Source organism: Paraburkholderia sp. GAS42, assembly GCF_050436565.1.
Classification (GTDB): Bacteria; Pseudomonadota; Gammaproteobacteria; order Burkholderiales; family Burkholderiaceae; genus Paraburkholderia.
The window spans coordinates 118,957-142,587 of the sequence record NZ_JBNDML010000009.1; the positions used below are offsets into that span (position 1 = coordinate 118,957).

19 protein-coding genes are annotated in these 23,631 nt (G+C 61.4%); 12 read left to right on the plus strand and 7 right to left on the minus strand.

What is annotated here, in order from left to right; genetic code table 11:
- Positions 1-430 precede the first annotated feature (430 nt).
- From P3T16_RS15505 to P3T16_RS15535, 7 genes are all read left to right on the plus strand, one after another.
- A complete protein-coding gene (locus P3T16_RS15505) occupies positions 431-631 on the plus strand; it encodes a hypothetical protein (protein ID WP_429342938.1) in 201 nt (66 codons plus the stop codon).
- A 170-nt stretch (positions 632-801) separates the two neighbouring features.
- Positions 802-3,147, plus strand: a complete 2,346-nt coding sequence (locus P3T16_RS15510) for an FdhF/YdeP family oxidoreductase (RefSeq protein WP_429342939.1) — start codon at positions 802-804, stop codon at positions 3,145-3,147.
- The gene (locus P3T16_RS15515) at positions 3,140-4,552 is read left to right on the plus strand and encodes a cytochrome ubiquinol oxidase subunit I (protein WP_429342940.1); all 1,413 of its coding nucleotides are present in this window, start codon (positions 3,140-3,142) and stop codon (positions 4,550-4,552) included. The genes P3T16_RS15510 and P3T16_RS15515 overlap by 8 nt, the downstream gene beginning before the upstream one ends.
- Before the next feature lie 30 nt (positions 4,553-4,582).
- Positions 4,583-5,572, plus strand: coding sequence for a cytochrome d ubiquinol oxidase subunit II (locus P3T16_RS15520; protein ID WP_429342941.1), 990 nt, complete (start codon positions 4,583-4,585; stop codon positions 5,570-5,572).
- Positions 5,573-6,156: 584 nt separating this feature from the next.
- The gene (gene poxB, locus P3T16_RS15525; protein ID WP_429342942.1) at positions 6,157-7,878 is read left to right on the plus strand and encodes a ubiquinone-dependent pyruvate dehydrogenase; all 1,722 of its coding nucleotides are present in this window, start codon (positions 6,157-6,159) and stop codon (positions 7,876-7,878) included.
- Between the two features lie 92 nt (positions 7,879-7,970).
- The gene (locus P3T16_RS15530; RefSeq protein WP_429342943.1) at positions 7,971-9,245 is read left to right on the plus strand and encodes an MFS transporter; all 1,275 of its coding nucleotides are present in this window, start codon (positions 7,971-7,973) and stop codon (positions 9,243-9,245) included.
- Between the two features lie 186 nt (positions 9,246-9,431).
- On the plus strand, positions 9,432-10,223 hold the full coding sequence (locus tag P3T16_RS15535) for a phosphate/phosphite/phosphonate ABC transporter substrate-binding protein (protein WP_429342944.1): 792 nt from the start codon (positions 9,432-9,434) through the stop codon (positions 10,221-10,223).
- Positions 10,224-10,236: 13 nt separating this feature from the next.
- Here the strand turns inward: P3T16_RS15535 and P3T16_RS15540 are convergent, their stop codons facing one another.
- The 4 genes from P3T16_RS15540 to P3T16_RS15555 all read right to left on the minus strand — a co-directional run bounded on the left by P3T16_RS15540 (position 10,237) and on the right by P3T16_RS15555 (position 15,949).
- A complete protein-coding gene (locus tag P3T16_RS15540) occupies positions 10,237-12,246 on the minus strand; it encodes an acetyl/propionyl/methylcrotonyl-CoA carboxylase subunit alpha (protein ID WP_429342945.1) in 2,010 nt (669 codons plus the stop codon).
- Between the two features lie 71 nt (positions 12,247-12,317).
- Positions 12,318-13,103, minus strand: a complete 786-nt coding sequence (locus P3T16_RS15545) for an enoyl-CoA hydratase/isomerase family protein (RefSeq protein ID WP_429342946.1) — start codon at positions 13,101-13,103, stop codon at positions 12,318-12,320.
- A 23-nt stretch (positions 13,104-13,126) separates the two neighbouring features.
- Positions 13,127-14,734 carry a carboxyl transferase domain-containing protein gene (locus P3T16_RS15550; RefSeq protein ID WP_429255856.1) on the minus strand — a complete coding sequence of 536 codons (1,608 nt, stop codon included), beginning with the start codon at positions 14,732-14,734 and terminating at the stop codon, positions 13,127-13,129.
- A 33-nt stretch (positions 14,735-14,767) separates the two neighbouring features.
- Positions 14,768-15,949, minus strand: coding sequence for an isovaleryl-CoA dehydrogenase (locus tag P3T16_RS15555; RefSeq protein WP_429342947.1), 1,182 nt, complete (start codon positions 15,947-15,949; stop codon positions 14,768-14,770).
- 263 nt (positions 15,950-16,212) lie between these two features.
- Here P3T16_RS15555 and P3T16_RS15560 point away from each other — a divergent pair, with 263 nt between their 5' ends.
- A complete protein-coding gene (locus P3T16_RS15560; RefSeq protein ID WP_429343018.1) occupies positions 16,213-17,007 on the plus strand; it encodes a TetR/AcrR family transcriptional regulator in 795 nt (264 codons plus the stop codon).
- 98 nt (positions 17,008-17,105) lie between these two features.
- Positions 17,106-17,648: an ankyrin repeat domain-containing protein gene (locus P3T16_RS15565; RefSeq protein ID WP_429342948.1), complete on the plus strand. Its 543-nt coding sequence runs from the start codon at positions 17,106-17,108 to the stop codon at positions 17,646-17,648.
- Between the two features lie 133 nt (positions 17,649-17,781).
- Here P3T16_RS15565 and P3T16_RS15570 read toward each other — a convergent pair whose 3' ends face one another.
- Positions 17,782-18,090 (minus strand): hypothetical protein, encoded by a 309-nt coding sequence (locus P3T16_RS15570; protein ID WP_429342949.1) that lies wholly within the window; start codon positions 18,088-18,090, stop codon positions 17,782-17,784.
- Positions 18,091-18,262: 172 nt separating this feature from the next.
- On the opposite strand from P3T16_RS15570, the gene P3T16_RS15575 reads away from it, so the two are divergent.
- The 3 genes from P3T16_RS15575 to P3T16_RS15585 all read left to right on the plus strand — a co-directional run bounded on the left by P3T16_RS15575 (position 18,263) and on the right by P3T16_RS15585 (position 20,941).
- On the plus strand, positions 18,263-19,129 hold the full coding sequence (locus P3T16_RS15575) for a sigma-70 family RNA polymerase sigma factor (protein WP_429342950.1): 867 nt from the start codon (positions 18,263-18,265) through the stop codon (positions 19,127-19,129).
- Positions 19,130-19,220: 91 nt separating this feature from the next.
- Positions 19,221-19,754, plus strand: a complete 534-nt coding sequence (locus P3T16_RS15580; RefSeq protein WP_429342951.1) for a MarR family winged helix-turn-helix transcriptional regulator — start codon at positions 19,221-19,223, stop codon at positions 19,752-19,754.
- Positions 19,751-20,941: an MFS transporter gene (locus tag P3T16_RS15585; RefSeq protein ID WP_429342952.1), complete on the plus strand. Its 1,191-nt coding sequence runs from the start codon at positions 19,751-19,753 to the stop codon at positions 20,939-20,941. Before P3T16_RS15580 ends, P3T16_RS15585 begins: the two co-directional genes overlap by 4 nt.
- A 22-nt stretch (positions 20,942-20,963) precedes the next feature.
- Here P3T16_RS15585 and speB read toward each other — a convergent pair whose 3' ends face one another.
- Positions 20,964-21,929: an agmatinase gene (gene speB / locus P3T16_RS15590; RefSeq protein ID WP_429342953.1), complete on the minus strand. Its 966-nt coding sequence runs from the start codon at positions 21,927-21,929 to the stop codon at positions 20,964-20,966.
- A 129-nt stretch (positions 21,930-22,058) separates the two neighbouring features.
- Positions 22,059-23,549 (minus strand): aldehyde dehydrogenase, encoded by a 1,491-nt coding sequence (locus P3T16_RS15595; protein ID WP_429255864.1) that lies wholly within the window; start codon positions 23,547-23,549, stop codon positions 22,059-22,061.
- Positions 23,550-23,631 lie beyond the last annotated feature (82 nt).

Below are 23,631 nucleotides of genomic sequence, written 5' to 3' on the forward strand. Positions count from 1 at the left end.
TTTGCGAGAATGCGAGGGACCCGCACGGTTTCATGAAGGCAACTGTGCCAGCGTCCGGTTAGTGGATGAGTTCAGTCGACGTTGCATCGGTGAGGCAAGCGTCCACGGAAACAACATATAACGTTGCGCTCGATCGAGACATTGCATGTTTATGTAATCGGAGGCACGTCCAGGTGCCTGGCCTCGTTGTTGAACAAGTGTCGAGCGCCGATAGCCTCGCTGGGCTGATTCCAGATTCATGTAATAGCCGTCCTTTGCCCCGACAACTATTATCAATAACATGGCACAACGAAACGTTCAGTTCAGTCACTACGGCTTGGTGATTGCACTGCGGACCTCGACGTGACCGCGGGCTAGCGAAACGCAACCGTCCGAATTCATCCATGCACTGGCTTTGATCTGCACGGACTGATCACAGGAGTATGCCGAGATGAAACTCGACGCGACTACTTTCCGGCAACTGCGTCGTCTTGCTCCAGTACTGGACGACGTACTCAACGCGGGCGAGGTTGAGTATCCACATCAGGCCGTGAATCTGGCTGCACTGGCAGCCTTGTGTTCGCAGCTATTCCAGACATACGAGCTCCGCAGGCCAGTCGGGATGGAGCAGGCACGCGTCGACGCGAAATAGGTTGGCCGTCGAATGCAATCCGCAGTCGGTGGAAAACACCGACGACAGCGCAAACGACGGGTAATCGGGTGACGCTATCGAACCGGCCGGCCTTGTGCAATTTGCGCGTAACAGTTCGCCGTGAAAGTAAGGCCCCTCGGGCTTTTTTGAACTGCCACAGGAAAACAGACATGGGCAAAAGGAAAGTAATCCGCGTCTACAGCGACCCTGCAGGCGGTTGGGGCGCGCTCAAGGCAACAGGCGAAGCGCTCGCGCTTCAAGGCATCGCGGTTTCCGGCGCGACGACACTATTGCATATGAATCAGCCGGAAGGCTTCGACTGTCCTGGCTGCGCGTGGCCCGACCCGAAGCACACGTCGTCGTTCGAGTTCTGCGAGAACGGCGCAAAGGCAGTCGCGTGGGAAGCGACGGCGAACCGCTGTACGCCGGAGTTCTTCGCCGCGCATAGCGTGTCCGAACTCACCGCATGGGATGACTACGACCTCGAAATGGTCGGACGCCTCACGCATCCGATGGTCTATGACCGCGCATCAGATCGCTATCTGCCCATCAGCTGGGAAGATGCATTCGCGCTCGTGGGCCGCCACCTGAATGCGCTAGATCATCCCGATCAGGCCGATTTCTACACGTCGGGCCGCGCGTCGAACGAAGCCGCGTTCCTCTATCAACTTTTTGTCCGTGAATTCGGCAGCAACAATTTCCCCGACTGCTCGAACATGTGCCACGAAGCAACGAGCGTCGGCCTGCCGCAATCGATCGGCGTCGGCAAAGGCACGGTCCTGCTCGAAGACTTCGAGCACGCCGACGCGATCTTCATCTTCGGACAAAACCCCGGCACCAACAGTCCACGGATGATGAGCGACCTTCATTCGGCCTCGCGGCGCGGCGCGAAGATCGTGTCGCTCAATCCGTTTCGCGAACGCGCGCTGGAACGGTTCGCTTCGCCGCAGAATCCGATCGAAATGGCGACGCTTGGTTATACCCCCATCAGCACCTTCCTGTACCAGGTACGTGTCGGCGGCGACGTCGCGGTGCTCAAGGGAATGATGAAGGCCATCGTCGAAGCCGACGACGCCGCGCTTGCCGCCGACGTGCCACGCATCCTCGACATTGAATTCATTCAGGGCCACACGCAGGGCGTCGAAGCGCTGCTGGACGACCTGCGCGCGACATCGTGGGACGCCATCGAGCGGCACTCGGGTCTCCCGCGCGCCGACATCGAGAACGCGGCACAGATCTACATGCAGGCGAAGAACGCGATCCTCGTCTACGGAATGGGCATTACGCAGCATCATCGCGGCACGGAGAACGTGCAGCAGATCGCGAACCTGGCGCTGCTGCGCGGCAACGTTGGGCGACTGGGCGCCGGCATTTGCCCCGTGCGCGGACATTCGAACGTGCAGGGCAACCGCACGGTCGGCATCACGGAAAAACCGTCGGCGCAGCTGATCGAAGGGATCGAGCGCGCCTTCGGGTTCCGCGCGCCGGAAGGCCACGGCCACGATGTGATTGCAACGATCGACTCGATGATGCGTGGCGACGCAAAGGTTTTCATCGCGCTGGGCGGCAATTTCGCAGCGGCGATTCCCGACTGGTTCCGTGTGCAGGCGGCGATCCGCAAGCTCGACCTGACAGTGCACATTGCGACGAAACTCAACCGCAGCCATCTCGTGCACGGCAAGGATGCGCTGATCCTGCCATGCCTCGGCCGCACGGAGATCGACATTCAGGCGGAGGGTCCGCAATCGATCACCGTCGAAGATTCGATGTCGATGGTGCACGCGTCCGCAGGCCGCAACGAACCCGCTTCGCCGCATCTGCTCAGCGAACCGGCCATCGTCGCGGGCATCGCGCGCGCGACGCTCGGCAAAAAATCCCGCGTGCCCTGGGAACACATGGTCGCGAACTACGACCGTATCCGCGATGCGATCGAAATCGTGTTCCCCATCTTCCAGGCGTTCAACGAGCGCATCCGCGTGCCGGGCGGCTTTCATCTCGCATCGACGGCGCGCGAACGCGTGTGGGCCACGCCGACGGGCCGTGCCAATTTCCTCCTCTTCAAGGGGCTCGACGAGAACCCCTGGCACAACGACCCCGAAGCGCTCTGCCTCACGACGATGCGCAGCCACGATCAGTACAACACCACGCTCTATTCGCACTCGGACCGCTATCGCGGCGTGTTCGGACAACGCGACGTCGTGTTCATGAACCAGCGCGAACTGGAAAAGCGCGGACTGCATCCGGGCGAGCGCGTCGATATCGTCGCGCTTTCGACGGATGGCATCGAGCGCATCATCCGCAGCTTCAAGGTGGTCGAGTATTCGCTGCCCGACGGCTGTTGCGGCGCGTACTACCCCGAAGCGAATCCTCTCGTGCCGCTCTACGCGTTCGACCCGAATAGCCGCACGCCGTCATACAAATCTTTGCCGGTGAAAGTGGTGCGTGCCGCCGCCGTGGGCCCGGATTCCGCGACGCGTGCAGTCGCCCTGCAACGCGAGGAGCCCCACCATGCCTGATCATGTTCTCGACCTGTCGCGCGCGCAGTTCGCGATGACGGCAGTCTTTCACATCCTCTGGCCGATCCTGACGATCAGCCTCTCCGCGTTCCTCCTGCTGATCGAAGCGCTGTGGATCAAGACAGGCGACGTGATGTACTACCGGCACGCGCGTTTCTGGAGCAAGCTGCTGGCGCTGAACTTCGCGGTCGGCGTGGTCAGCGGCATTCCGATGGAGTTTCAGTTCGGCACCAACTGGGCGGGCTTCTCGCAGTACAGCGGCCAGTTCATCGGCAATATTCTCGGCTTCGAAGGCGCGATGGCCTTCATGCTCGAAGCGGGGTTCGTCGGTGTCATGCTGCTCGGCTGGGGACGCGTGCCGCGCGGCGTCCATCTGTTTGCGACGGCGATGGTCGCGCTCGGTTCGAGCATCTCGGCTTTCTGGATCATGGTCGCCAATTCGTGGATGCAGACGCCGGCGGGCTATGCCGTCGTCAACGGCAAGATCGAGGTGACCGACTATGTCGCCGCGATCTTCAACCCCGACATGGTGTGGGGCGTGTCGCACATGTGGGTCGCGGCAATCGAAACAGGCATGTTCGTGATCGCAGGCATCTCGGCATGGAGCCTCTTTCGCAAGCGCCAGCCCGAGTTCTTCGCGCGTTCATTCAAGATCGCGCTCACCTTGCTCGTCTTTGTTGCGCCGCTACAGATCTGGCTCGGCGATTCGAGCGGCGTGAGCGTGTTCGAATCGCAGCCCGCGAAGGGCGCGGCAATCGAAGGCCACTGGCACACCAACCCGCCGGGCACGGGCGCATCGTGGTCGCTGCTCGCATGGCCAGATCAGAAGGCGCAGCGCAACGACTGGTCGCTGGAAATCCCCGGCATGCTGAGCGTCCTCGGCACGCACTCGCTGCACGGTCACGTAAAGGGTCTCACCGACTTCAAGCCCGAAGACCAGCCGCCGATGATTCCGCTCCTCTACTACGCCTTCCGCGTGATGGCGGGGATCGGCTTCGCTTTCATGTTGCTCGCGTTCTGGACGGCGTACGCGTTGCGCAAGACGCGCGGCAGCCTATATGCGCTGCTTGCGCAACGCAAGCTGTTGCTTGCCTGGGTGCTGTGCATACCGCTGCCTTATGTCGCCGTCGAGGCGGGATGGATCGTCCGCGAAGTGGGACGTCAGCCGTGGGTGGTCTATGGGCTGCTGCGCACGAATCAGGCGGTATCGAGCGTGGCCGCGACGTCAGTCTCGCTCAGCATGGCGATGTTCTTCGCGTTCTATGTCGTGCTGCTCGTCACGTTCTTCGTCCTCGCGCGCCGCTGGCTGCGCAAAGGCCCCGATCTGACCAGTGTGCCGCCCGCCAACGTCACCGCACGCGGCGCTTCCGCCACGACCACCCCGCCCCCCACTTCCGGCTATTGATGCCGCTTACCCAGCTCACGAGGTTGCCTCATGGATAGCTCTGCCCATTCGCTGCTGGCCTATATCTGGTTTGGCCTGCTCGGCCTGATGCTGGTGTTCTACGTTGTCGCAGACGGCTTCGATCTCGGCATCGGCATTCTCAGTCTGCTGCGCTCGCGGCGCACGGATCGCGACGTCATGGTCCAGTCAATCGGGCATGTATGGGACGCCAACGAAACATGGCTGGTCGTGCTTGGCGGCGGGCTGTTTGGTGCATTTCCCATCGCGTACGCACAGCTGATGCAGGACCTCTATCTGCCCATCATGGCGCTGATCGCCGGGCTCATCATGCGCGGAGCCACGATCGAATTCCGTCATAGCGTCGAGCACGGTCCGCTGTGGGACAAGGTGTTCGGCTTTGGCAGCCTGATCGCGGCGCTCGCGCAGGGCGTCGTGCTCGGCAAGGTCATCACGGGTTTCGTGCCGGGCGAGTTGAACAGGGCGTTCATCGTCGTGGCAGCGATCGGCGTCGTCGCGGGCTATGCGTTGCTGGGCGCGACGTATCTGGTGGCAAAAACTGTCGGCATGATTGAGCAATGGGCGCGGCGCATAGCGTTGCTGAGCGCGGTCCTGACGGTTGTCGCCGCAGTGCTGCTGACGGCTGCGACCCGGTTCTTCGGTGGCGTCGGCCTCGAACGCTGGTCGCAGCCGGGCGTCATGCATGTGCTGATCGCGCTCGGCCTCGCAGCAGCGCTTGCGTTCGCCTTCATCATGACATCGCTCTATCTTGGCGCGGCGCGCGGTCCGTTCCGCGGCGCGGTGGCCCTCTTCATCGTGTCGTTCGTCGGTCTAGCGGTGAGCCTGTTCCCGGACTTCGTGCCCGGCAAGCTGGGCATCATCGAGGCCGCTTCCGATTCTCGGACACTCGCGTTCATGCTCGCCGGTATCGGGCTGATCTTTCCCGTGATGATCGGCTATAACCTGTACCAGTACTACATCTTTCGCGGCAAGGTGGTTGGCGAAGCACATGCGGGCGATTGATCTGCGCCATCCCTTATTAGACAACTTTATCGGCTGCGGTAGTGACAGTCCAACCACGCGATACGGCGAAGCATTCCTGGAGTACGGCACGATTGCACGCCGCGTTCATATGATGTCTGGACAACGCGAAGTACTGCCGGATCGTGCCGAACCATGAGAGAAATGCCTGCGTGCCTCACCGGCCCGCTGATATACCCTGTCACGCCTGGCGCGAGCAGTTGAAAGGCTGGCTACTGGAAGACCTCGCGACGTCAGCCTGGATATGGTCACGCCTCGCCCTTTGATCAAGCGTCCGGAGAAACAACATATACCGTTGTGCCCGGCCGAGACATTGCATGTTTATGTAATCCGGGGCACGTCCAGGTGCCTGATCTCTGCTCAACAAGCGCCGAGCGCCAATAGCCCCGCTGGGCCGATTCCAGATTCATGTAATAGCCGTCCTTCGCCCCGCCAACTATCCTCAAGAACATTCAGGTTTTCATCGTCCCATCTCAAAGGACGACGCGCTCACGCGGGATGTGTCTCTTTTGTCTCTCAGGGAAGCATCCGGCTTGTAGTAATTTTCTAATCTATGGAGATATGAAATGGCAACGATAGCTGCCGACTACATGGTTGGTGCACTGGTAAATGCGGGAGTGAAGCGTGTGTTCGGTGTGGCGGGGGATTCGCTTAATGGATTCACGGATTCTCTGCGCCGGGATGGTTCGATTGAATGGGTTCACATGCGGCACGAGGAAAGCGCGGCTTTCGCCGCTGGCGCCGAGGCTCATCTCACGGGGCAACTCGCAGTCTGCTGTGGGAGCTGCGGTCCGGGGAATCTGCACCTGATCAACGGCTTGTTCGACTGCCATCGCAGCGGTGTTCCTGTTCTCGCGATCGCCGCGCATATCCCAAGTACGGAAATCGGCACCGACTATTTTCAGGCTACGCACCCCGAAGTGCTGTTCAAGGAATGTAGTCACTACGTCGAACTCGTTCACAGTCCCGACCAGCTACCGCAAATTCTGGGCCGCGCCATCCGGACGGCAGTTGCGCGTAACGGCGTCGCTGTCGTCGTCGTACCTGGAAATGTGGCACTCGGGTCTCTCGCAAAACCTGTGCCGAACTGGAGCGCGCCTGCCGCTCCTGTGATTCGCCCATCGAACGACGACGTCGCGGAACTCGCACGTCTCTTGAACCGGTCGTCGCGAGTGACGTTGCTTTGTGGGGCGGGTTGCAAGGATTCCCACGCGGAAGTCGTAGAACTCGCCCGCAAGCTGCAAGCGCCAATCGTGCACTCGCTGCGAGGAAAGGAGTACATCGAATACGATAACCCGTTCGATGTGGGAATGACGGGCCTCATCGGTTTCGCCTCCGGTTATGCCGCGATGAAGAGTTGCGACATGCTCCTGATGTTGGGTACCGACTTCCCTTATCGACAGTTCTACCCTGAGGGGGTGACCATCGCGCAAGTCGATACAAGGGCGGAAGCGCTCGGCAATCGATGCCCGATAGAGCTCGGCGTATTGGGAACAGTCAAGGATACGCTCAATGAACTTCTTCCAATGATTCAGGAGAAAGCGGACAGCAGCTTCCTGAATCACGCGCTCGACGACTATCGCAAGGCTCGCAAGAGTCTGGATGCGCTGGCGGAGCCGGAAGCGGGCAGCAGCATCATCCATCCGCAGTACGTAACCCGGCTCGTCAGCGAACTCGCAGACGAGGATGCCATCTTCTCCTGCGACGTCGGCACCCCCGTCGCATGGGCAGCCAGATATCTGAAGATGAACGGCAAACGACGACTGGTTGGTTCGTTCAATCACGGCTCGATGGCCAACTCGCTGTTGCACTCGATTGGCGCGCAGGCGACTTTCAGGGACCGACAGGTGATCTCGATGTCAGGTGACGGCGGCTTCAGCATGATGATGGGTGAATTTCTCACGCTGATTCAGACAGGTTTGCCGGTCAAAGTCGTCGTGCTTAACAATGGAACGCTGGGTTTCGTGGAAATGGAGATGAAGGCCAGTGGGTTCATTGATACGGGATGTGACCTGAAAAATCCGAACTTCGCCGCAATGGCCAATGCGATCGGAATCAAAGGCGTGCGCGTCGAGCACCCTGCGGAGCTGGAAGGAGCCCTACGCGAAGCATTCGCCCATCCGGGTCCGGCTCTCGTCGACGTAGTGAGTGCACGCCAGGAGCTCGTGATGCCTCCTGCGACCACCGCTGACCAGACTTATCACTTTGGGCTGTTTATGCTTCGTGCCGTCATGGACGGTCGAGGCCAGCAGCTCATCGATCTCGCGAAGGTCAATCTGTTCCGGTAGTGCAGTCCGTAAGTGTGCAGGGACCGTTATCCAAACCCCTCACTTGTTACGTCACCCGTCCCGAAGATCGGCAACTCAAAGGGAATCGAACCATGTCCAGCAAGGTCGTAAGCACGGTAAATATTCCATCAGACCGCGAGCCCATACACATGGGTTTCGTCATCGCCTGGCTTTTCTGTGCCGCGTTCTACTTCATGCAGTACATGCTGCGTTCCGCGCCGGGCGTGATGATTCCCGAGTTGAGTGCGGCGTTCGCCCTCGATACGCTGGGCGTGGGCGCGCTCGTTGGCCTGTACTACTACACCTATGCGCTGTTCTCGATCGTTTGCGGTGCGTTGCTCGATCGGCTCGGCGGCAAGGCCGTCATTCCGGCCGGCATCGTTCTCGTTGCCGTCGGGGCGGCACTGTTCGGCCTGGGCAGCGTGGAGGCCGCGCAGATCGGCCGCCTGCTGCAAGGTGCGGGTTCGGCGTGTGGGTTCATCGGCGCGGTGTATCTCGCCACGCACGGCTTTCCCCCGCGTTCTCTCGCGACGGCGGTCGGTTTCACTCAATGCTTCGGCATGCTGGGCGGCTCCGCGGGTCAGTTCGCCGTTGCGCCGCTCATTCACGGCCTCATCACGTGGCAGCAGTTCTGGTGGTTGTCCGGCCTCGTCATCTTTTTGATCGCCGTGCTGGTGCTCATCGCGACGCCGGCAGCCCATGACGACAGCCCAGCCAGCCAGGGCTCGTGGATGAAGATGTTCGCGCCGTACAAGGAAGTGCTGTCCAATCCGCAGTCGTACCTTTGCGGTTTCTGCGCCGGCCTGCTGTTCTTGCCGACTACGGTAGGCGACATGATCTGGGGCATTCCGTTCCTGCGCAACGGTCTCGACGTCAGCTATGCGGAGGCCGTCAATCGCGCGAGCATGGTGCCGCTCGGCTGGGTGATCGGCTGCCCACTGTTAGGCTACCTGTCTGACCGTCTGGGCCGCCGCAAGCCGGTGTTGATCGCCGGCGCACTGCTCATGCTTGCGTCGGGCGCGGGCATTTTCTATCTGCCGGCCGGCGTGGCGCCGCCTTACGTGCTCGGCCTGCTGCTTGGCATCGGCTCCGGCGCGGCAATGCTGCCTTACACAGTGATCAAGGAAGTCAATCCGGACAACGTGAAGGGCAGCGCCACCGGCGGGATCAATTTCATGGTGTTCGCGTTCAGCGCGTTGCTCGCGCCCGCGTACGGCAAGCTGCTCACCCACTTCGCGAACGGCGGCGCAATGAGCCTGCTGGTGTTCCGCGCAGCCGGCTCGTGGCTGCTCGGTGGCATCGTGCTCGCGATGGTGCTTGCGATGTTCATGCGCGAGACCGGACCGCGCGGACGCGCTAACGCGTGAGGCTGTACATTCAGGCCAGCAGGTTCGCAAGAGATTTCAAAACCTGTCGCGCACGTCGTGCATCCGTTTGCCGACGGCGTGCCGGCTCGCACCGTCTTCGCGACGCCGTTGCCGATCGATGCCATCGGCGCTGTCAGTAACGATGAAAACGCGCGGCTTGCCGGCTGATATGCCAGAATCTGCGACATGAACTGGATCACAGCGCTTCCGATGTACAACGTGACGCCCGCCCTGGCCGCTGACTGGCGCGCGTTTCTCGCCGACGTCCTGCGTAAAGCGGCACCGCAGGCACTTATCGTCGATCCCGATAATTCGCTGCACGCATTCTGGCGTCGCCCCGATCTCCTGATTTCGCAAACATGTGGTTATCCGCTGATGCATGGCCTGCGCGACCATGTGCAGTTGATTGCCACACCGCATTTCGATGCGCCGGGTTGCGTCGGTGCGGACTATTCGAGCGTGATCGTGACGCGCGCAGAGGGGCCCGTTCACTCGCTTGAAGCATCGCGCGGCCTGCGCGTCGCATTCAATCAGGATGATTCGAACAGCGGGATGAATGCGCTGCGGCACGCGATCGCGCCACTTTCACGCGACGGCTCGTTCTTTGCGGACGTGGTTCAGACCGGCTCGCATATCGGCTCACTCACGGCACTCGCAGAAAATCGGGCTGATGTTGCCGCGATCGATTGCGTGACAATGGCATTCGTACGGGATACGCTGCCGCAGCTCGCGCAAGCGGTGCGGGATATTGGCTGGACACAGGCGTCGCCGGGACTGCCGCTGATTGCCAGCGGGCATGTGCCAGTGCCCGTGGTGGAGGCGCTTCGCAGCGCACTGGATCATGCCGGGCGTAGCGATCCCATCCGTGCAAAACGCCTGCGTTTAAAGGGCTTTTCGACGCTGTCGCTGGCGGACTACGCCCGCATCGAACAACTGGAGAGCGAGGCGCTGTCCTTCGGTTATCCACACCTCGCCTGAAGCGCGTGCGAGGTCAGCCCACTTCCATCACCAGCAACTGGGCGCCATCGGCGACCTGATCGCCGACCGCGTACAACACTTCGGCGACCTTTCCAGCTGCGGGCGCGCCGATCGTGTGCTCCATCTTCATTGCTTCCATCACGATGAGCGGCGCCCCCTTTTCCACTACCGCTCCCGGTTCGACCAGCACCGCGATCACCTTGCCCGGCATCGGCGCGGTGAGTCTGCCTTCGCCGTGCTCGGCGTCCGCCGCATGCGCAAGCAGGTTCTGCCATTCGAACGCAACCGCCGACCCGCGGCAGAAAACGTGAAACGTATCGTCATCGATAAATACGCGGCCTGTGACGCGCGAATCGCCGATGGTCGCACCGAACTCATGCGCGTCTTCGCCGCTCCACCACGTGAAGCTGTCGCGACGGCCCGCGTAGTCGAGCGTTTGCGTTGCGCCGTCGCGCTCGAATGTGACGGCAATCGCCGTTTCGCTATCGATCTCGCGCCATGAAAGCGCCTGCGTATAGCCGCCATTCAGTCGCCAGTGCGATAGCGCGTCCCATGGCGAAGCACCATGCGCCGTACCGCCTTCGCGCGTCAGCAACGCGGCGCACGCAAGCGCGAGCGCTTCCCTGGAGGGCTTTTGCATCGGCGCAAAGAGCGCATCATGATGGCGCTCGATCAGGCCCGTATCGAGATCCGCCGACGAAAACGGTTCGCTGGTCACGATCCGCTGCAGGAATTCCACGTTCGTGTGCGGCCCGACGACTTCGCATTCGCGCAGCGCACGATTCATCCTTGCGAGCGCTTCGTCGCGTGTCGCGCCGTGCACAATCAGCTTCGCGATCATCGGATCGTAGAACGGCGTGATCGTGTCGCCCTCGCGCACCCCACTATCGATCCGCACCGGCGCGCGCACACCCGCATCACCCAGTGTAAATTCGACGCCTTCCGGCATGCGCAGATGCTTGAGCGTGCCCGTCGACGGCAGAAAGCCCCGTGCTGGATTTTCAGCGTAAATACGCGCTTCGATCGCGTGACCGTCGACGCGTAGTTCGTCCTGCGTCAGCGGCAACGGTTCATCGGCGGCAACACGCAACTGCCACTCGACGAGATCGAGACCCGTCACCATCTCCGTCACCGGATGCTCGACCTGCAGACGCGTATTCATTTCCATGAAGTAGAACGCGTCCCCGGTCATGATGAATTCGACGGTGCCCGCGCCCACGTACTCCACCGCGCGTGCCGCTGCAACAGCCGCTTCGCCCATCGCGATACGCAACGATGTATCAAGGCCAGGCGCGGGCGCTTCTTCCAGCACCTTCTGATGCCGACGCTGCACCGAGCAGTCGCGATCGAACAGCCACACCGCGCCGCCATGACGGTCCGCGAACACCTGCACTTCGACGTGACGCGGCCGCGTCAGATACTTTTCGATCAGCACGCGATCGTTGCCAAAGCTGCTTGCCGCTTCGCGCTTGCATGAAGCGAGCGCAGCCGCGAAATGTTCGCTACGCTCGACCACGCGCATGCCCTTTCCGCCGCCCCCCGCGCTCGCTTTCAGCAGCACGGGATAGCCGATTGCGTCCGCTTCACGATGGAGCAACGTCGCGTCCTGATCGTCGCCGTGGTAGCCGGGCACGAGCGGCACTGCAGCCGAATGCATCAACGCCTTGGCTGCCGCCTTCGAGCCCATCGCGGCAATCGCGCTGACCGGCGGGCCGATAAAGACAATGCCCGCCTTTTCGCACGCATGCGCGAAATCCTCGTTTTCCGACAGGAAGCCGTAGCCCGGATGCACGGCCTGCGCACCGGTGGCACGCGCGGCCTCGATGATGCGTTCGATGCGCAGATAGCTCTCCGCCACCGTCGATCCGCCGATATGGACCGCCTCATCGCACGCGGCGACGTGCTTCGCACGCGCGTCCGCGTCCGAATACACGGCGACGCTCGCAATGCCAAGGCGCTTGCACGTGGCCGCGACGCGGCACGCAATCTCGCCCCGGTTCGCAATCAGGATCTTGTTGAACATGAGGTGTCTCGCTCTCAGGCTGTTCTTTCTGCTGGGTGTCGTTGGATGCGCGCCGCGTTACTTGCGGCGCATCAGGTACGCCATGCGGGCGCGCGTTTTTCAAGGAACGACGCGACGCCTTCGCGACCTTCCACGCTCGCGCGCACGCGCGCGATTCGCGCTGCGGTGTCCTCGATCAGCGCGGCGTCGAGCGTGCGGCCTGCTACGTCCTGCACGAGCTGTTTGCATTCGCGCACAGCATGTGGACTGTTTTCAGACAACGTTTCGGCAAGTTGCTGTACGGTGGCATCGAGTTGATCAGCGTTGATCATTTCGCTGACGAGACCCAGTCGCAAAGCAGTCGCGCAATCGAACTGCTCGGCCGTGGTGAAATAGCGGCGCGAGGCCTGCTCGCCGAGCGCGCGAATTACGTACGGCGCGATCGTCGCGGGAATCAGGCCCAGACGTGCTTCGGACAGACAGAAGCGCGCGGTATCGACGGATATCACGATATCGCAGGCGGAAACCAGCCCCATGCCACCCGCGTACACATCGCCATTCACGCGCGCGATCACAGGCTTGTTGCAGCGGTAGATCGCGCTCAGCATGTTCGCAAGACGCATCGCGTCGGCGCGGTTTTCCTCGTCGGAGAAACCGGCCATTTTCTTCATCCAGTTCAGGTCCGCGCCCGCGCAGAACGCCTTGCCGTTCGCGGCCAGCACGACGACACGCACATCGTCGCGTTCGTTCAGCGATTCGAACGCGGCCGTCAGTTCAGCGATCATTGCCTCGTTGAATGCGTTGCGTACGTCGGGTCGATTCAGCGTCACGGTCGCTATCTGACCGGCAAACGCGACGTCCACGTTTTCGTATTGCATGATGCTGGACTCCTTCGCGTGCGTCACATTCTGAACACGCCGAACCGCGTGTCTTCGATCGGCGCATTCATCGACGCCGACAAACCCAGACCCAATACGTCGCGCGTCTGCGCCGGATCGATCACGCCGTCATCCCAGAGGCGCGCGCTCGCGTAATACGGATGCCCCTGATGCTCGTACTGATCGCGGATCGGCTGCTTGAATGCTTCTTCCTGTTCCGCAGTCCACGTGCCGCCCTTGCCTTCGATGCCATCACGCTTGACAGTCGCCAGCACCGACGCAGCCTGCTCACCGCCCATCACCGAAATGCGCGCGTTCGGCCACATCCACAGGAAACGCGGCGAATACGCACGGCCACACATGCCGTAGTTACCGGCGCCAAACGACCCGCCGATGATCACCGTGAACTTCGGCACCTTCGCGGTCGCGACGGCTGTCACCATCTTCGCGCCGTTGCGTGCAATGCCTTCGTTCTCGTACTTGCGGCCCACCATGAAGCCGGTGATGTTCTGCAGGAACACGAGCGGAATCTTGCGCTGACAGCACAGTTCGATAAAGTGCGCGCCCTTGAGGGCGGATTCGGAAAAGAGAATGCCGTTGTTCGCGATGATACCGACCGGGTGACCCCAGATATGAGCGAAACCGCAGACGAGCGTCGTGCCATAACGGGCCTTGAATTCATCGAACGCGGAATCGTCGACGACACGCGCGATCACCTCGCGGATATCAAACGGCTTGCGCGTATCGACGGGAATCACGCCATATATGCTCTTGACGTCATGGCGCGGCGGCTTCGGTTCGCGCAGCGCGAGTGGCGCCTGCTTCGTGCGATTCAGATTACCAACGATGCTGCGCGCAATTGCGAGCGCATGCGCGTCGTTCTGCGCGAGATGATCAACGACGCCTGACAGACGCGTATGCACGTCGCCACCGCCGAGATCTTCAGCGCTCACCACTTCACCCGTCGCGGCTTTCACAAGCGGCGGGCCGCCGAGAAAAATGGTGCCCTGGTTCTTGACGATGATCGACTCGTCGCTCATCGCGGGCACGTATGCGCCGCCGGCGGTACACGAGCCCATCACAACCGCGATCTGCGGAATACCTTCAGCCGACAGGTTCGCCTGGTTGTAGAAAATGCGACCGAAGTGATCACGATCGGGAAACACGTCGTCCTGATTCGGCAGATTCGCGCCGCCCGAATCGACGAGATACACACACGGCAAGCGGTTTTCCGCAGCGATTTCCTGCGCACGCACGTGCTTCTTCACCGTTATCGGGTAGTAAGTGCCACCCTTGACGGTCGCATCATTGCAAACGATCACGCATTCCTGACCCGCAATGCGCCCAATGCCCGTGATGACGCCCGCGCCCGGCGCGTCGTTGCCGTACATACCGAATGCCGCGAGTTGCGACAGTTCGAGAAACGGCGTGCCTGGGTCGAGCAGTTGCGCGATGCGGTCGCGCGGGAGCAGCTTGCCGCGCGACACGTGCTTGTCACGCGCCGCTTCTCCACCGCCCAGCGACAGTTTTTCGATCTTCGTTTTCAGATCGGCAACCAGCGCTTCGAGCGCGGCCGCGTTTGCGCGGAAATCATCCGAGCGTGGATTCAGCTTTGTTTCAATGATCGGCATCGCGTGGCTCTCCGTTTCGCCGGGTAGTCCAACTTACATCGTCTCCGCGAACAGTTCGCGGCCGATCAACATGCGACGGATTTCGCTCGTGCCTGCGCCGATCTCATACAGCTTGGCGTCGCGCCACAGACGCCCCACCGGGTACTCGTTGATGTAGCCATTGCCGCCCAGAATCTGGATCGCTTCACCCGCCATCCACGTCGCCTTTTCGGCCGTGTAAAGAATCACGCCCGCGCAATCCTTGCGCACCTGGCGCACATGCTCCCCTCCGATGGTGTCGAGCTGACGGCCGACCGCGTACAGATACGCGCGACACGCCTGCAACGTGGTGTACATATCCGCGACCTTGCCCTGAATCAGCTGGAATTCGCCGATCGACTGGCCGAACTGCTTGCGGTCGTGGATATACGGCACGACCGAATCCATGACGGCGACCATGATGCCCGTCGGGCCGCCAGCCAGCACCGCGCGCTCGTAATCGAGCCCGCTCATGAGCACTTTCACGCCGCCGTTCAGCTGGCCAAGAATGTTTTCTTCAGGCACTTCGACGTTTTCGAACACGAGTTCTCCGGTGTGCGAACCGCGCATGCCGAGCTTGTCGAGCTTCTGTGCGACTGAAAAGCCCTTCATGCCTTTCTCGACGATGAACGCGGTGATGCCGCGCGGGCCGGCTTCGATATCGGTCTTTGTGTAGACGACGAGCGTGTCGCAGTCCGGCCCGTTCGTGATCCACATCTTGGTGCCGTTCAGCACATAACGGTCGCCTTTCTTTTCGGCGCGCAGCTTCATGCTAACCACGTCCGAGCCGGCATTAGGTTCGCTCATCGCGAGCGCGCCGATGTGTTCGCCCGACACCAGCTTAGGCAGATATTTCTGCTTCTGCGCTTCGGTGCCGTTGCGGTGGATCTGGTTCACGCACAGGTTGGAGTGCGCGCCATATGACAGACCGACTGACGCCGACGCACGCGAGATCTCTTCCATCGCGACCATGTGCGCGGTGTAGCCCATGTTTGCGCCGCCGTACTCTTCGGAAACCGTCATGCCAAGCACGCCCAGGTCGCCGAATTTGCGCCACAGGTCCATCGGGAATTGATCGGTGCGGTCTATTTCCGCGGCACGAGGGGCGATTTCTTTGGCAGCAAACCCTGAAATGCTGTCCCGCAGCATCTCGATCTCTTCACCAAGCGGAAATTGCAAACCGGGCAGATTAGTCATTGATGTCTCCTGGAATTCTATGGCGGCCGTCCTGCTGGGCGGGCCGGCTTTCTGAGCGAGGCTCAGCGATCCTGTCAGGCCGCCCCCATCATGATCCATGAGGCTCAGCCGCTCAAGGCGAATTTCACGCCACATTTACGTATACGTCAACAGTTTTTTTGAGTATGGCTCAGTTATCTCCGATACGCCCTTCAAGGCTTCGTAGCCGTGCTAACATGGTTTTCATCGGGCGCATTGAGCGCACAAAACTGAACTGGACTCAAATCATGGCCGCCCTGAAGGCCGAACTGCCTCCGTCGCGCCGCCAGCCGGCCGGGCGCAAGTCGCAACAGCGTGTGAAGGAAATCCTTCAGACGGGGCGCGACGTCTTCTCTGAAAAAGGTTACGAGCGGGCGACGACGTCTGAAATCGCGCAGCGTCTCGGCATTTCCGAGGCTACTGTATTCAGCTATTTCCGCGGGAAGCGTGAACTGTGCGCACGCGTGATCGGCGACTGGTATGACGAGATCATCGATGCCATCGAATCCGGCCTGCCGCGCGACGGCACTGTTCGTCAGCAGTTTGCGTTCATCGTGCGGATGCATCTGCGGCTGATGCTCGTCAACGGCACGGGGCTGTGTTCGCTCGTGCTGTCGGAAGGCCGCGCACGTCAGCACGAACTCAGTGAAGCGCTAGTTGACCTGCAGCGTCGGTACACGGCGCCGCTGATGCGAGTGCTCGCGCAAGGGCAGGAAACGGGGCAGATCCGGCAGGATGTGCCGCTGAGGTTGCTGCGCTCGATGGTGTTCGGGCCAATGGAACATGTGCTTTGGGACGCCACGCTGGTCAATCGCCGGATCGATATCGACGCCACCGCTGATCGTCTGATCGACGTGTTGTGGTCGGCGCTGCAGCCGCCCGATGCTTCGCTTGGCGCGCTGCTGCAGTTTCGCCATGTCGTCGGCGAGGCGACGCGGCAGCTCGAAGCGGCAGAAGCGGCGCAGAAGGTGGGAAATGCGGGCAATGCGGCACCCACCGCCCGGCGTACGCGCAAGGCATCGGGCGCGGGCGCAGCCTGACGACGAAGTAGGCCCGTGCGCGCCTTTCACACAAAATGAGTATCCTGACCGAAGTCCTGACGCCGCCTGACGGCGGGTCGCAACGGAAGGAGCCCACTTTGACTGATCACCGCAACCCATCCGCAACACCGCAGCCTTCTACTGAAGTTGATCCTGACCTCATCGAGGTGGCGCGCGAAGTCTTCGAACTCGCGCGACGCGGCGACGCGGCCACGCTCGCCGTTGTCATTGAGAAAGGCGTGCCGCCGAATCTTCGCAATGAGAAAGGCGACAGCCTGCTGATGCTCGCGGCGTATCACGGCCACGTCGACGCGGTGCGCACGCTCGCGGAACGCGGCGCGGACCCGAATCTGCGTAACGACAACGGGCAGACACCGATTGCGGGCGCGGCGTTCAAAGGGTTCAAAGGCGTTGTCGAAACGTTGCTCGCTCATGGTGCGGATGTCGAAGGCGCCTCGCCCGATGGCCGCACGGCGCTCATGATCGCCGCGATGTTCAATCGCACGGAGATCGTCGATCTGCTGATCGCAAACGGTGCTAACCCCAACGCGCGCGATGCCGGCGGGTTTACGCCGCTGGATGCGGCGAACAAGATGGGCGCGCCTGATACGCCAGCGATTCTTGCGAAGGCTAAGTCCTGAAAGGGGATGTGGGCCAGGACAGATGACTTCGTCGTGATACGGGTGGCGCTTGCGTAAAGGCTTCGCCCTGGTTCTGCATCCTTCACGCTGACGCCGCCACGTCAGCCGAAGCGGTGAACTCCTCGCAGACGGCTTAACTGGCCACCCCATAAGAATCCACCAGCGAGAGACTAAAACGCGTGACCTCCGCTGGCGCTTCGCAACGCGCGGCGATATCTTTCGAATACGCCTTGAACGCTGGAAGCTCTGTGACCGCGGTGGAATCGTCCGCGCCAAGATTCACGAAGACATGCACGAATTCCAGATCCTTCCTGAACAATGCATAGGCAAGGTGTTCAGGCGCCGAAGCCCGGAGCGCGTCAAACACCGCGCGCGCTAGCGCCTCGTTTTCTGCCCCCTTTTCCGGTTTGACGACATAGCGCACCAGAGCGATACGTTGCATGGTCTTTCTCCTGTCATGATGGGCGGCACAGATATGCGCCGTCTATCAGACAGACGACCGTCACGTATCGAAGGATGCCCGGTCACGAAAAATTTTCTGTGAGGCGCATCCTTCCACTCACATCAAACGTCTATTCGATATTGACCGGTAGCGCCAAAGGGAGCCCGACGCCTTGGATCTGGACGGATTAACCCAACTGATGGAAGCGATGCGGCCGCGTCTGCACCGCTATTGCACTCGCATGATCGGATCGCCGTTCGAGGGCGAAGACATCGTTCAGGACGCGCTCGCCAGTGCGGTAGCGGCGTTTCCCGTCACGGGAGAAATCGAACGCCCGGAAAGCTGGCTCCTGCGCATCGCCCACAATGCCGCGCTGGACGCGCTGCGCCGCCGCAAACGGCACGGACTGGAGCCGCTTGATGATCTGCTTCCCGAACCGGTAGATCACAGCGCACACGCCGATGCGCGAGTGGTGGCGACGGCCAGCCTGGCGGCCTTTCTGCATCTATCCGTGATCGAGCGATCAAGTGTGGTGCTCGTCGATGTGCTCGGCTACTCGCTTACGGAAACCGCGCATATCCTTGGCGTTAGCGTGCCGGCGGTCAAGGCCGGCCTGCACCGGGGGCGGATCCGGCTTCGCGAACTCGTGGATGCCCCGGCCAACCCGCCGCCCCCGCTTGCTTCAGTGGACCGCGAGCGACTGCGTGCATACGCGGACCGTTTCAATGCCCGCGACTTTGACGCACTGCGCGATCTGCTTTCCGAAGAAGTACGCCTCGATCTCGTGAGCAGGACCCGCCTCAGGGGTCGCAAGGATGTCTCGGTCTATTTCACGCGCTACCAGCAGGTTCATGGCTGCCGGTTGATCCCTGGCTGGGCAGAGAACTATCCGGCCCTGCTGGCGTGCGATCCGGAAATCTCAGCCACGCCCGTCGCCTATATCATCCTGCTCGACTGGGCCGACGATCACATCGTTTCGATCCGCGATTTTCGACATGCTTCGTACGTCATGGCAAGTCTCACCACGCGCCTCGATTAACGCCTGCGCAAAATTAGCAGCCGAACCTTGAATTTCCACTTCGATGTGTGCATACTGCATATATGCACGACGCACATATCGAGGTGCTTTCATGACGCAGCGCACAGAGAATCTGCTGGGCGTACTTGCCCTTCTCGTCACTGACGAAATGAATGCTCAGGACGCTCATGAGGCGCTAGCCGGCCCCACGTCCCGCGCGATGCTCAATGCGATCGGCATGTATCCGGATTCGTCGATCGAGTTGCTGCGCGATGCCGTTGAGCTTTCGCACCCGGCTGCGGTGCGCGCGGTTGCCGGCCTTGTCGACGCGGGTCTCGTTGACAAGAAACCGGGGCCTGATAAACGGTCCGTCGCGCTTGCCCTCACGTCCACAGGTAAACGCGAGGCAAATCGCTTGCGGCTTGTGCGCGAACGCGTGCTGAAGCGTATTGTGGGCCGGCTTGAAGATAACGAGCGCCAGATCTTCGAAGACCTTCTCATCAAGATTCTCTGGCACGAAACCCGCGACGCGTCGCACGCCATGCAGTTGTGTCGCCTGTGCGACGACGGTCCTTGCCTCAAGGCAGGGTGCCCAGTCGAATGTCGCGACCTGGGCTTACCGATGCCTGCGCGGAGTCAATCGTGACCTTGCGTCAGACCACGCCATGGCGCGCCATCGCTGCGCTCAATGTCGTGTCGATGCTCTCGCAGATCGGCCAGTTCGGCATGGGCTTTATCGTGCTGCCGGTATGGCTCGTGCATCAAGGAATCGACGCGCCGCGCGCCGGGCTGTTCTCGGCCGCGCAATGGGCAGGCATTCTGGCCGGCCTGCTTGCGGCTCCTCCGCTCGTTGAGCGGTTTGGCCCGCGATCGACGGTACTCACCGGCCTTGCTTCGAGCATCGTCGCATTCGCCACGATGGGTATGCTGAGCTGGCCGTTGTGGATGGCGCCGGGCGCACTGATCGGCTTCGGCATCGGCCTGCGCTGGATCGCCAACGAAACATGGCTCTACAGCCTGGTGCCGGCCGAATCGAGTGGACGTGTCGTCGGTTTTCATGAAACGCTGATCGCAACTGCCGGTGTCATCGCGCCGGCATTCGCGGCATGGTGCGGCGTCGATGGACGTATGACGTTTATTGCGGGCGCGGCCTTCACATGCGCCGCTGCCATTCCGCTTTGCCTGACGGGAAGTGCATGGTCGTCTGCGTCAGCACAAAAGGCAGTGCCGCGTCTCGCAGACAAGCCCTCGGCACGCATCGGCACGCTCGTTTCGTTTGGCATGCTGGTCGGTGTGGTCGCGGGTCTGAGCGATGGCACACTCTATGGGCTGTTTCCACTCTTCGCGGCGGGACGTGGACTGGGTAACACGCAGACGGCAACCCTGCTCATGCTCTTTGGCGTCGGCGCAATGGCATTCCAGTATCCGGTTGGATGGCTCGCCGATCGCGCAGGCCTGACCGCATCGGTGATCGCGTTCGGCGCTGCCGATACGCTGGCCATCATTGCGTTTGGCTTTGCCGCGCCGTCGTCCGCGTCGCAGCTGATTTGCGCGATCCTGCTTGGCGGCATGAGCACCGCGCTTCTCACGCTAAGCATGTATGCGGTTGCGGCGGGTGATACCGCGACGCTCGCCCGCAGCATGCGGCTGGTTTCGCTCGCCTTTACCGCGAGTTCGATCGCCGGGCCGCTGGTGGCGGGCGTTGTCATGCAGGCGCTTGGCAGCGACAGTTTGATGTGGCAGCTTGCAATCACCAGCGGCGCGCTGGCCGTCTATGCGCTGGGTATCTGGCAAGGTCGGCGTCAGCCTGCACAATCGCCATCCGCAGGCTGAGCCGACCTGTGATGCCTCTACTTTAGCGGGAAGCCTTCATCTTGCGTTGCCGCCACATGCACAAAAGATCGCACGCGATATGCGCCGCCGCGAGCGCCGTGATCTCGCTCTGGTCATAGGCCGGCGAGACTTCCACCACGTCTGCGCCTACGATATTCACCGCGCCGAGACCGCGCACGATCGCGAGACCCTGCGCGGATGACAGTCCGCCCGCAACCGGCGTGCCCGTTCCCGGTGCAAACGCCGGGTCAAGGCAGTCGATATCGAACGTCAAATACGTGGGCCGATCACCGACGATCGACACAATACGCTCGACTGCAGCGCGCGGACCATGCTCATGCACCCACGCTGCATCGAGGATATTCATGCCCAGAAAATCCTCGTTCCAGGTGCGGATGCCGATCTGCACCGAGGTTTTCGGATCGATCAGGCCTTCTTTCACCGCCTTGTAGAACATCGTGCCGTGATTCAGGCTGTCGGGATTGTCGTCGGCCCAGGTGTCGCAGTGCGCATCGAAGTGGATCAATGAAAGCGGCTTGCCGTATTTCTCGACGTGCGCGATCAGCAACGGATACGTGATGTAGTGATCGCCACCGAAAGTCAGCATCCTGGCTTCGGAGCGCAGGATCGTGCGGGCGTGTTCGATGATGGCGGGCTTGATCGACAGCGGATTGTGCGCGTCGAACCAGCAGTCGCCATAGTCGGTAACAGCAAGATGGTCGAACGGGTTAAAGCCCCACGGGTAAGGATGCAGCTCGGCGAGTTGCACGCTTGCCGCGCGTACCGCTGAAGGGCCAAGCCGTGCGCCTGAGCGAAACGTTGTCGCGACATCGAGCGGAACACCCGACACGACGACATCGACGCCATCGAGTTCGCGCGTGTATTTGCGTCGCATGAACGACAGCACGCCCGCGTAAGTGTTTTCGATCGATGAACCGTAAAGGGACGGACGACGGATCGCGCCGTCGCCATAAAGGACTTCAGTCATCGGATGACCTGATGGAACATGCCGTCAACGCACGCGGAGTTTCCGGGTTGTGCGCGCGCTTCCGGCGTCGGATTCATTGGGAACGCGGCAGCGCACGCAGTGTGCGCGCCGCGCTGGCTTGCGAATCCTTTAGCGCAGCCGAACCAAGGTGGACTTCAACTCGGTGTACTTCTCCAGTGCGTGCAACGACTTGTCGCGGCCGTTGCCCGATTGTTTGTAGCCGCCAAACGGGAAGTTCATGTCACCTCCCTCGTCGTAGCAGTTGACCCACACAGTGCCCGCACGCAGGCTGCGTGCAACTTCGTGCGCCGTCGTCAGGTTGGAGGTCCAGACAGCAGCGGCGAGGCCATAGTCGCTGTCATTGGCGATGCTGATAGCTTCCTCGACGGTGTCGAACGTGATGACCGATAGCACCGGGCCAAAAATCTCTTCGCGTGCGATGCGCGAATCGGGCCGCGTATCGAAGATTGTCGGCTCGATGTAAAAGCCGCCGGCTTCCGCTTCCACACGTGCACCGCCAAGCAGGAGCTTTGCTTCAGCACGCCCTGCTTCGATATAGCCCAGCACACGTTCGAGCTGGACCTCGTCGACGATGGCACCCATCGACGTCGCCGGATCGAGCGGATTGCCCGGTTTGTAACCCCTTGCGGCCGCAACCAGTTTGTCGAGGAACACGTCCTTGATGTCGCGATGCACGAGCAGCCGCGAGCCGGCCGTACACATCTCGCCCATGTTGTAGAAAATCGCGCCGGCAGCAGCATTGGCTGCACGATCCATATCCGGACAATCCGGCATGACGATGTTCGGCGACTTTCCGCCAAGCTCAAGCCACACGCGCTTCAGGTTCGACTGGCCCGCGTACTGCATGATCAGCTTGCCGACGTTCGTCGAACCGGTGAACGCGAGACAGTCGACGTCCTGGTGCAGCGCGAGCTGCTTGCCCGGCTCGCCACCACCCGGTACGACATTGAACACGCCCGCAGGAATACCTGCATCGAGCGCGAGTTGTGCAAGGCGGATGGCCGTTAACGGCGATTTTTCCGAAGGCTTCAGCACAACACTGTTGCCCGCTGCCAGCGCAGGACCGAACTTCCAGGACGCCATCAGGATCGGAAAATTCCATGGCACGACAGCAGCGACGACGCCGATCGGCTCGCGCGTCACGAGGCCGACGAGATGGTGATCGCCCGGCACCACTTCGCCACCCGTTTTGTCGATCGCCTCGGCGAACCACTCGACGCAATACGCGGCGCCCGGAACATCGACCGTGGTCGTGTCGCCAATGGGCTTGCCGGCATCGAGCGTTTCCAGCAGCGAAAGCTCATCGAGATGCTCGCGCATCAATGCGGCCCAGCGCAAGAGGATCGCCTTGCGTGCACGCGGATTCAGCCCGGCCCACACGCGCGCATCGAATGCACGCCGCGCTGCCGCGACTGCTGCATCGACGTCCGCAGCCGCGCTATCCGCGACTTTGGCGAGCACCTTGCCATCGATCGGGCTCACGCAGTCAAACGTGCGACCGGACAATGCATGACGATATTCGCCATCGATAAACGCGCGGCCCTCGATCGAGAGCGTTGCGGCTTTGTCTTTCCAGTAAGCAAACGACTTCTTGTCCATCAGGATGCCTCAATGTTGAGCGTTCCGACGTTCGATACGTTGCGTGGAAACGAACGTATCGCAAACGCCGGAACGCGTTGAC

Coding starts and splice junctions, on each gene's coding strand:
- P3T16_RS15550 (WP_429255856.1), bottom strand. CDS start 14,734: ATGCCGATCATTGAAACAAAGCTGAATCCACGCTCGGATGATTTCCGC.
- P3T16_RS15515 (WP_429342940.1), top strand. CDS start 3,140: ATGCCTGATCATGTTCTCGACCTGTCGCGCGCGCAGTTCGCGATGACG.
- P3T16_RS15510 (WP_429342939.1), top strand. CDS start 802: ATGGGCAAAAGGAAAGTAATCCGCGTCTACAGCGACCCTGCAGGCGGT.
- P3T16_RS15540 (WP_429342945.1), bottom strand. CDS start 12,246: ATGTTCAACAAGATCCTGATTGCGAACCGGGGCGAGATTGCGTGCCGC.
- P3T16_RS15595 (WP_429255864.1), bottom strand. CDS start 23,549: ATGGACAAGAAGTCGTTTGCTTACTGGAAAGACAAAGCCGCAACGCTC.
- P3T16_RS15580 (WP_429342951.1), top strand. CDS start 19,221: ATGACGCAGCGCACAGAGAATCTGCTGGGCGTACTTGCCCTTCTCGTC.
- P3T16_RS15545 (WP_429342946.1), bottom strand. CDS start 13,103: ATGCAATACGAAAACGTGGACGTCGCGTTTGCCGGTCAGATAGCGACC.
- P3T16_RS15505 (WP_429342938.1), top strand. CDS start 431: ATGAAACTCGACGCGACTACTTTCCGGCAACTGCGTCGTCTTGCTCCA.
- speB (WP_429342953.1), bottom strand. CDS start 21,929: ATGACTGAAGTCCTTTATGGCGACGGCGCGATCCGTCGTCCGTCCCTT.
- P3T16_RS15535 (WP_429342944.1), top strand. CDS start 9,432: ATGAACTGGATCACAGCGCTTCCGATGTACAACGTGACGCCCGCCCTG.
- poxB (WP_429342942.1), top strand. CDS start 6,157: ATGGCAACGATAGCTGCCGACTACATGGTTGGTGCACTGGTAAATGCG.
- P3T16_RS15530 (WP_429342943.1), top strand. CDS start 7,971: ATGTCCAGCAAGGTCGTAAGCACGGTAAATATTCCATCAGACCGCGAG.
- P3T16_RS15520 (WP_429342941.1), top strand. CDS start 4,583: ATGGATAGCTCTGCCCATTCGCTGCTGGCCTATATCTGGTTTGGCCTG.
- P3T16_RS15570 (WP_429342949.1), bottom strand. CDS start 18,090: ATGCAACGTATCGCTCTGGTGCGCTATGTCGTCAAACCGGAAAAGGGG.
- P3T16_RS15555 (WP_429342947.1), bottom strand. CDS start 15,949: ATGACTAATCTGCCCGGTTTGCAATTTCCGCTTGGTGAAGAGATCGAG.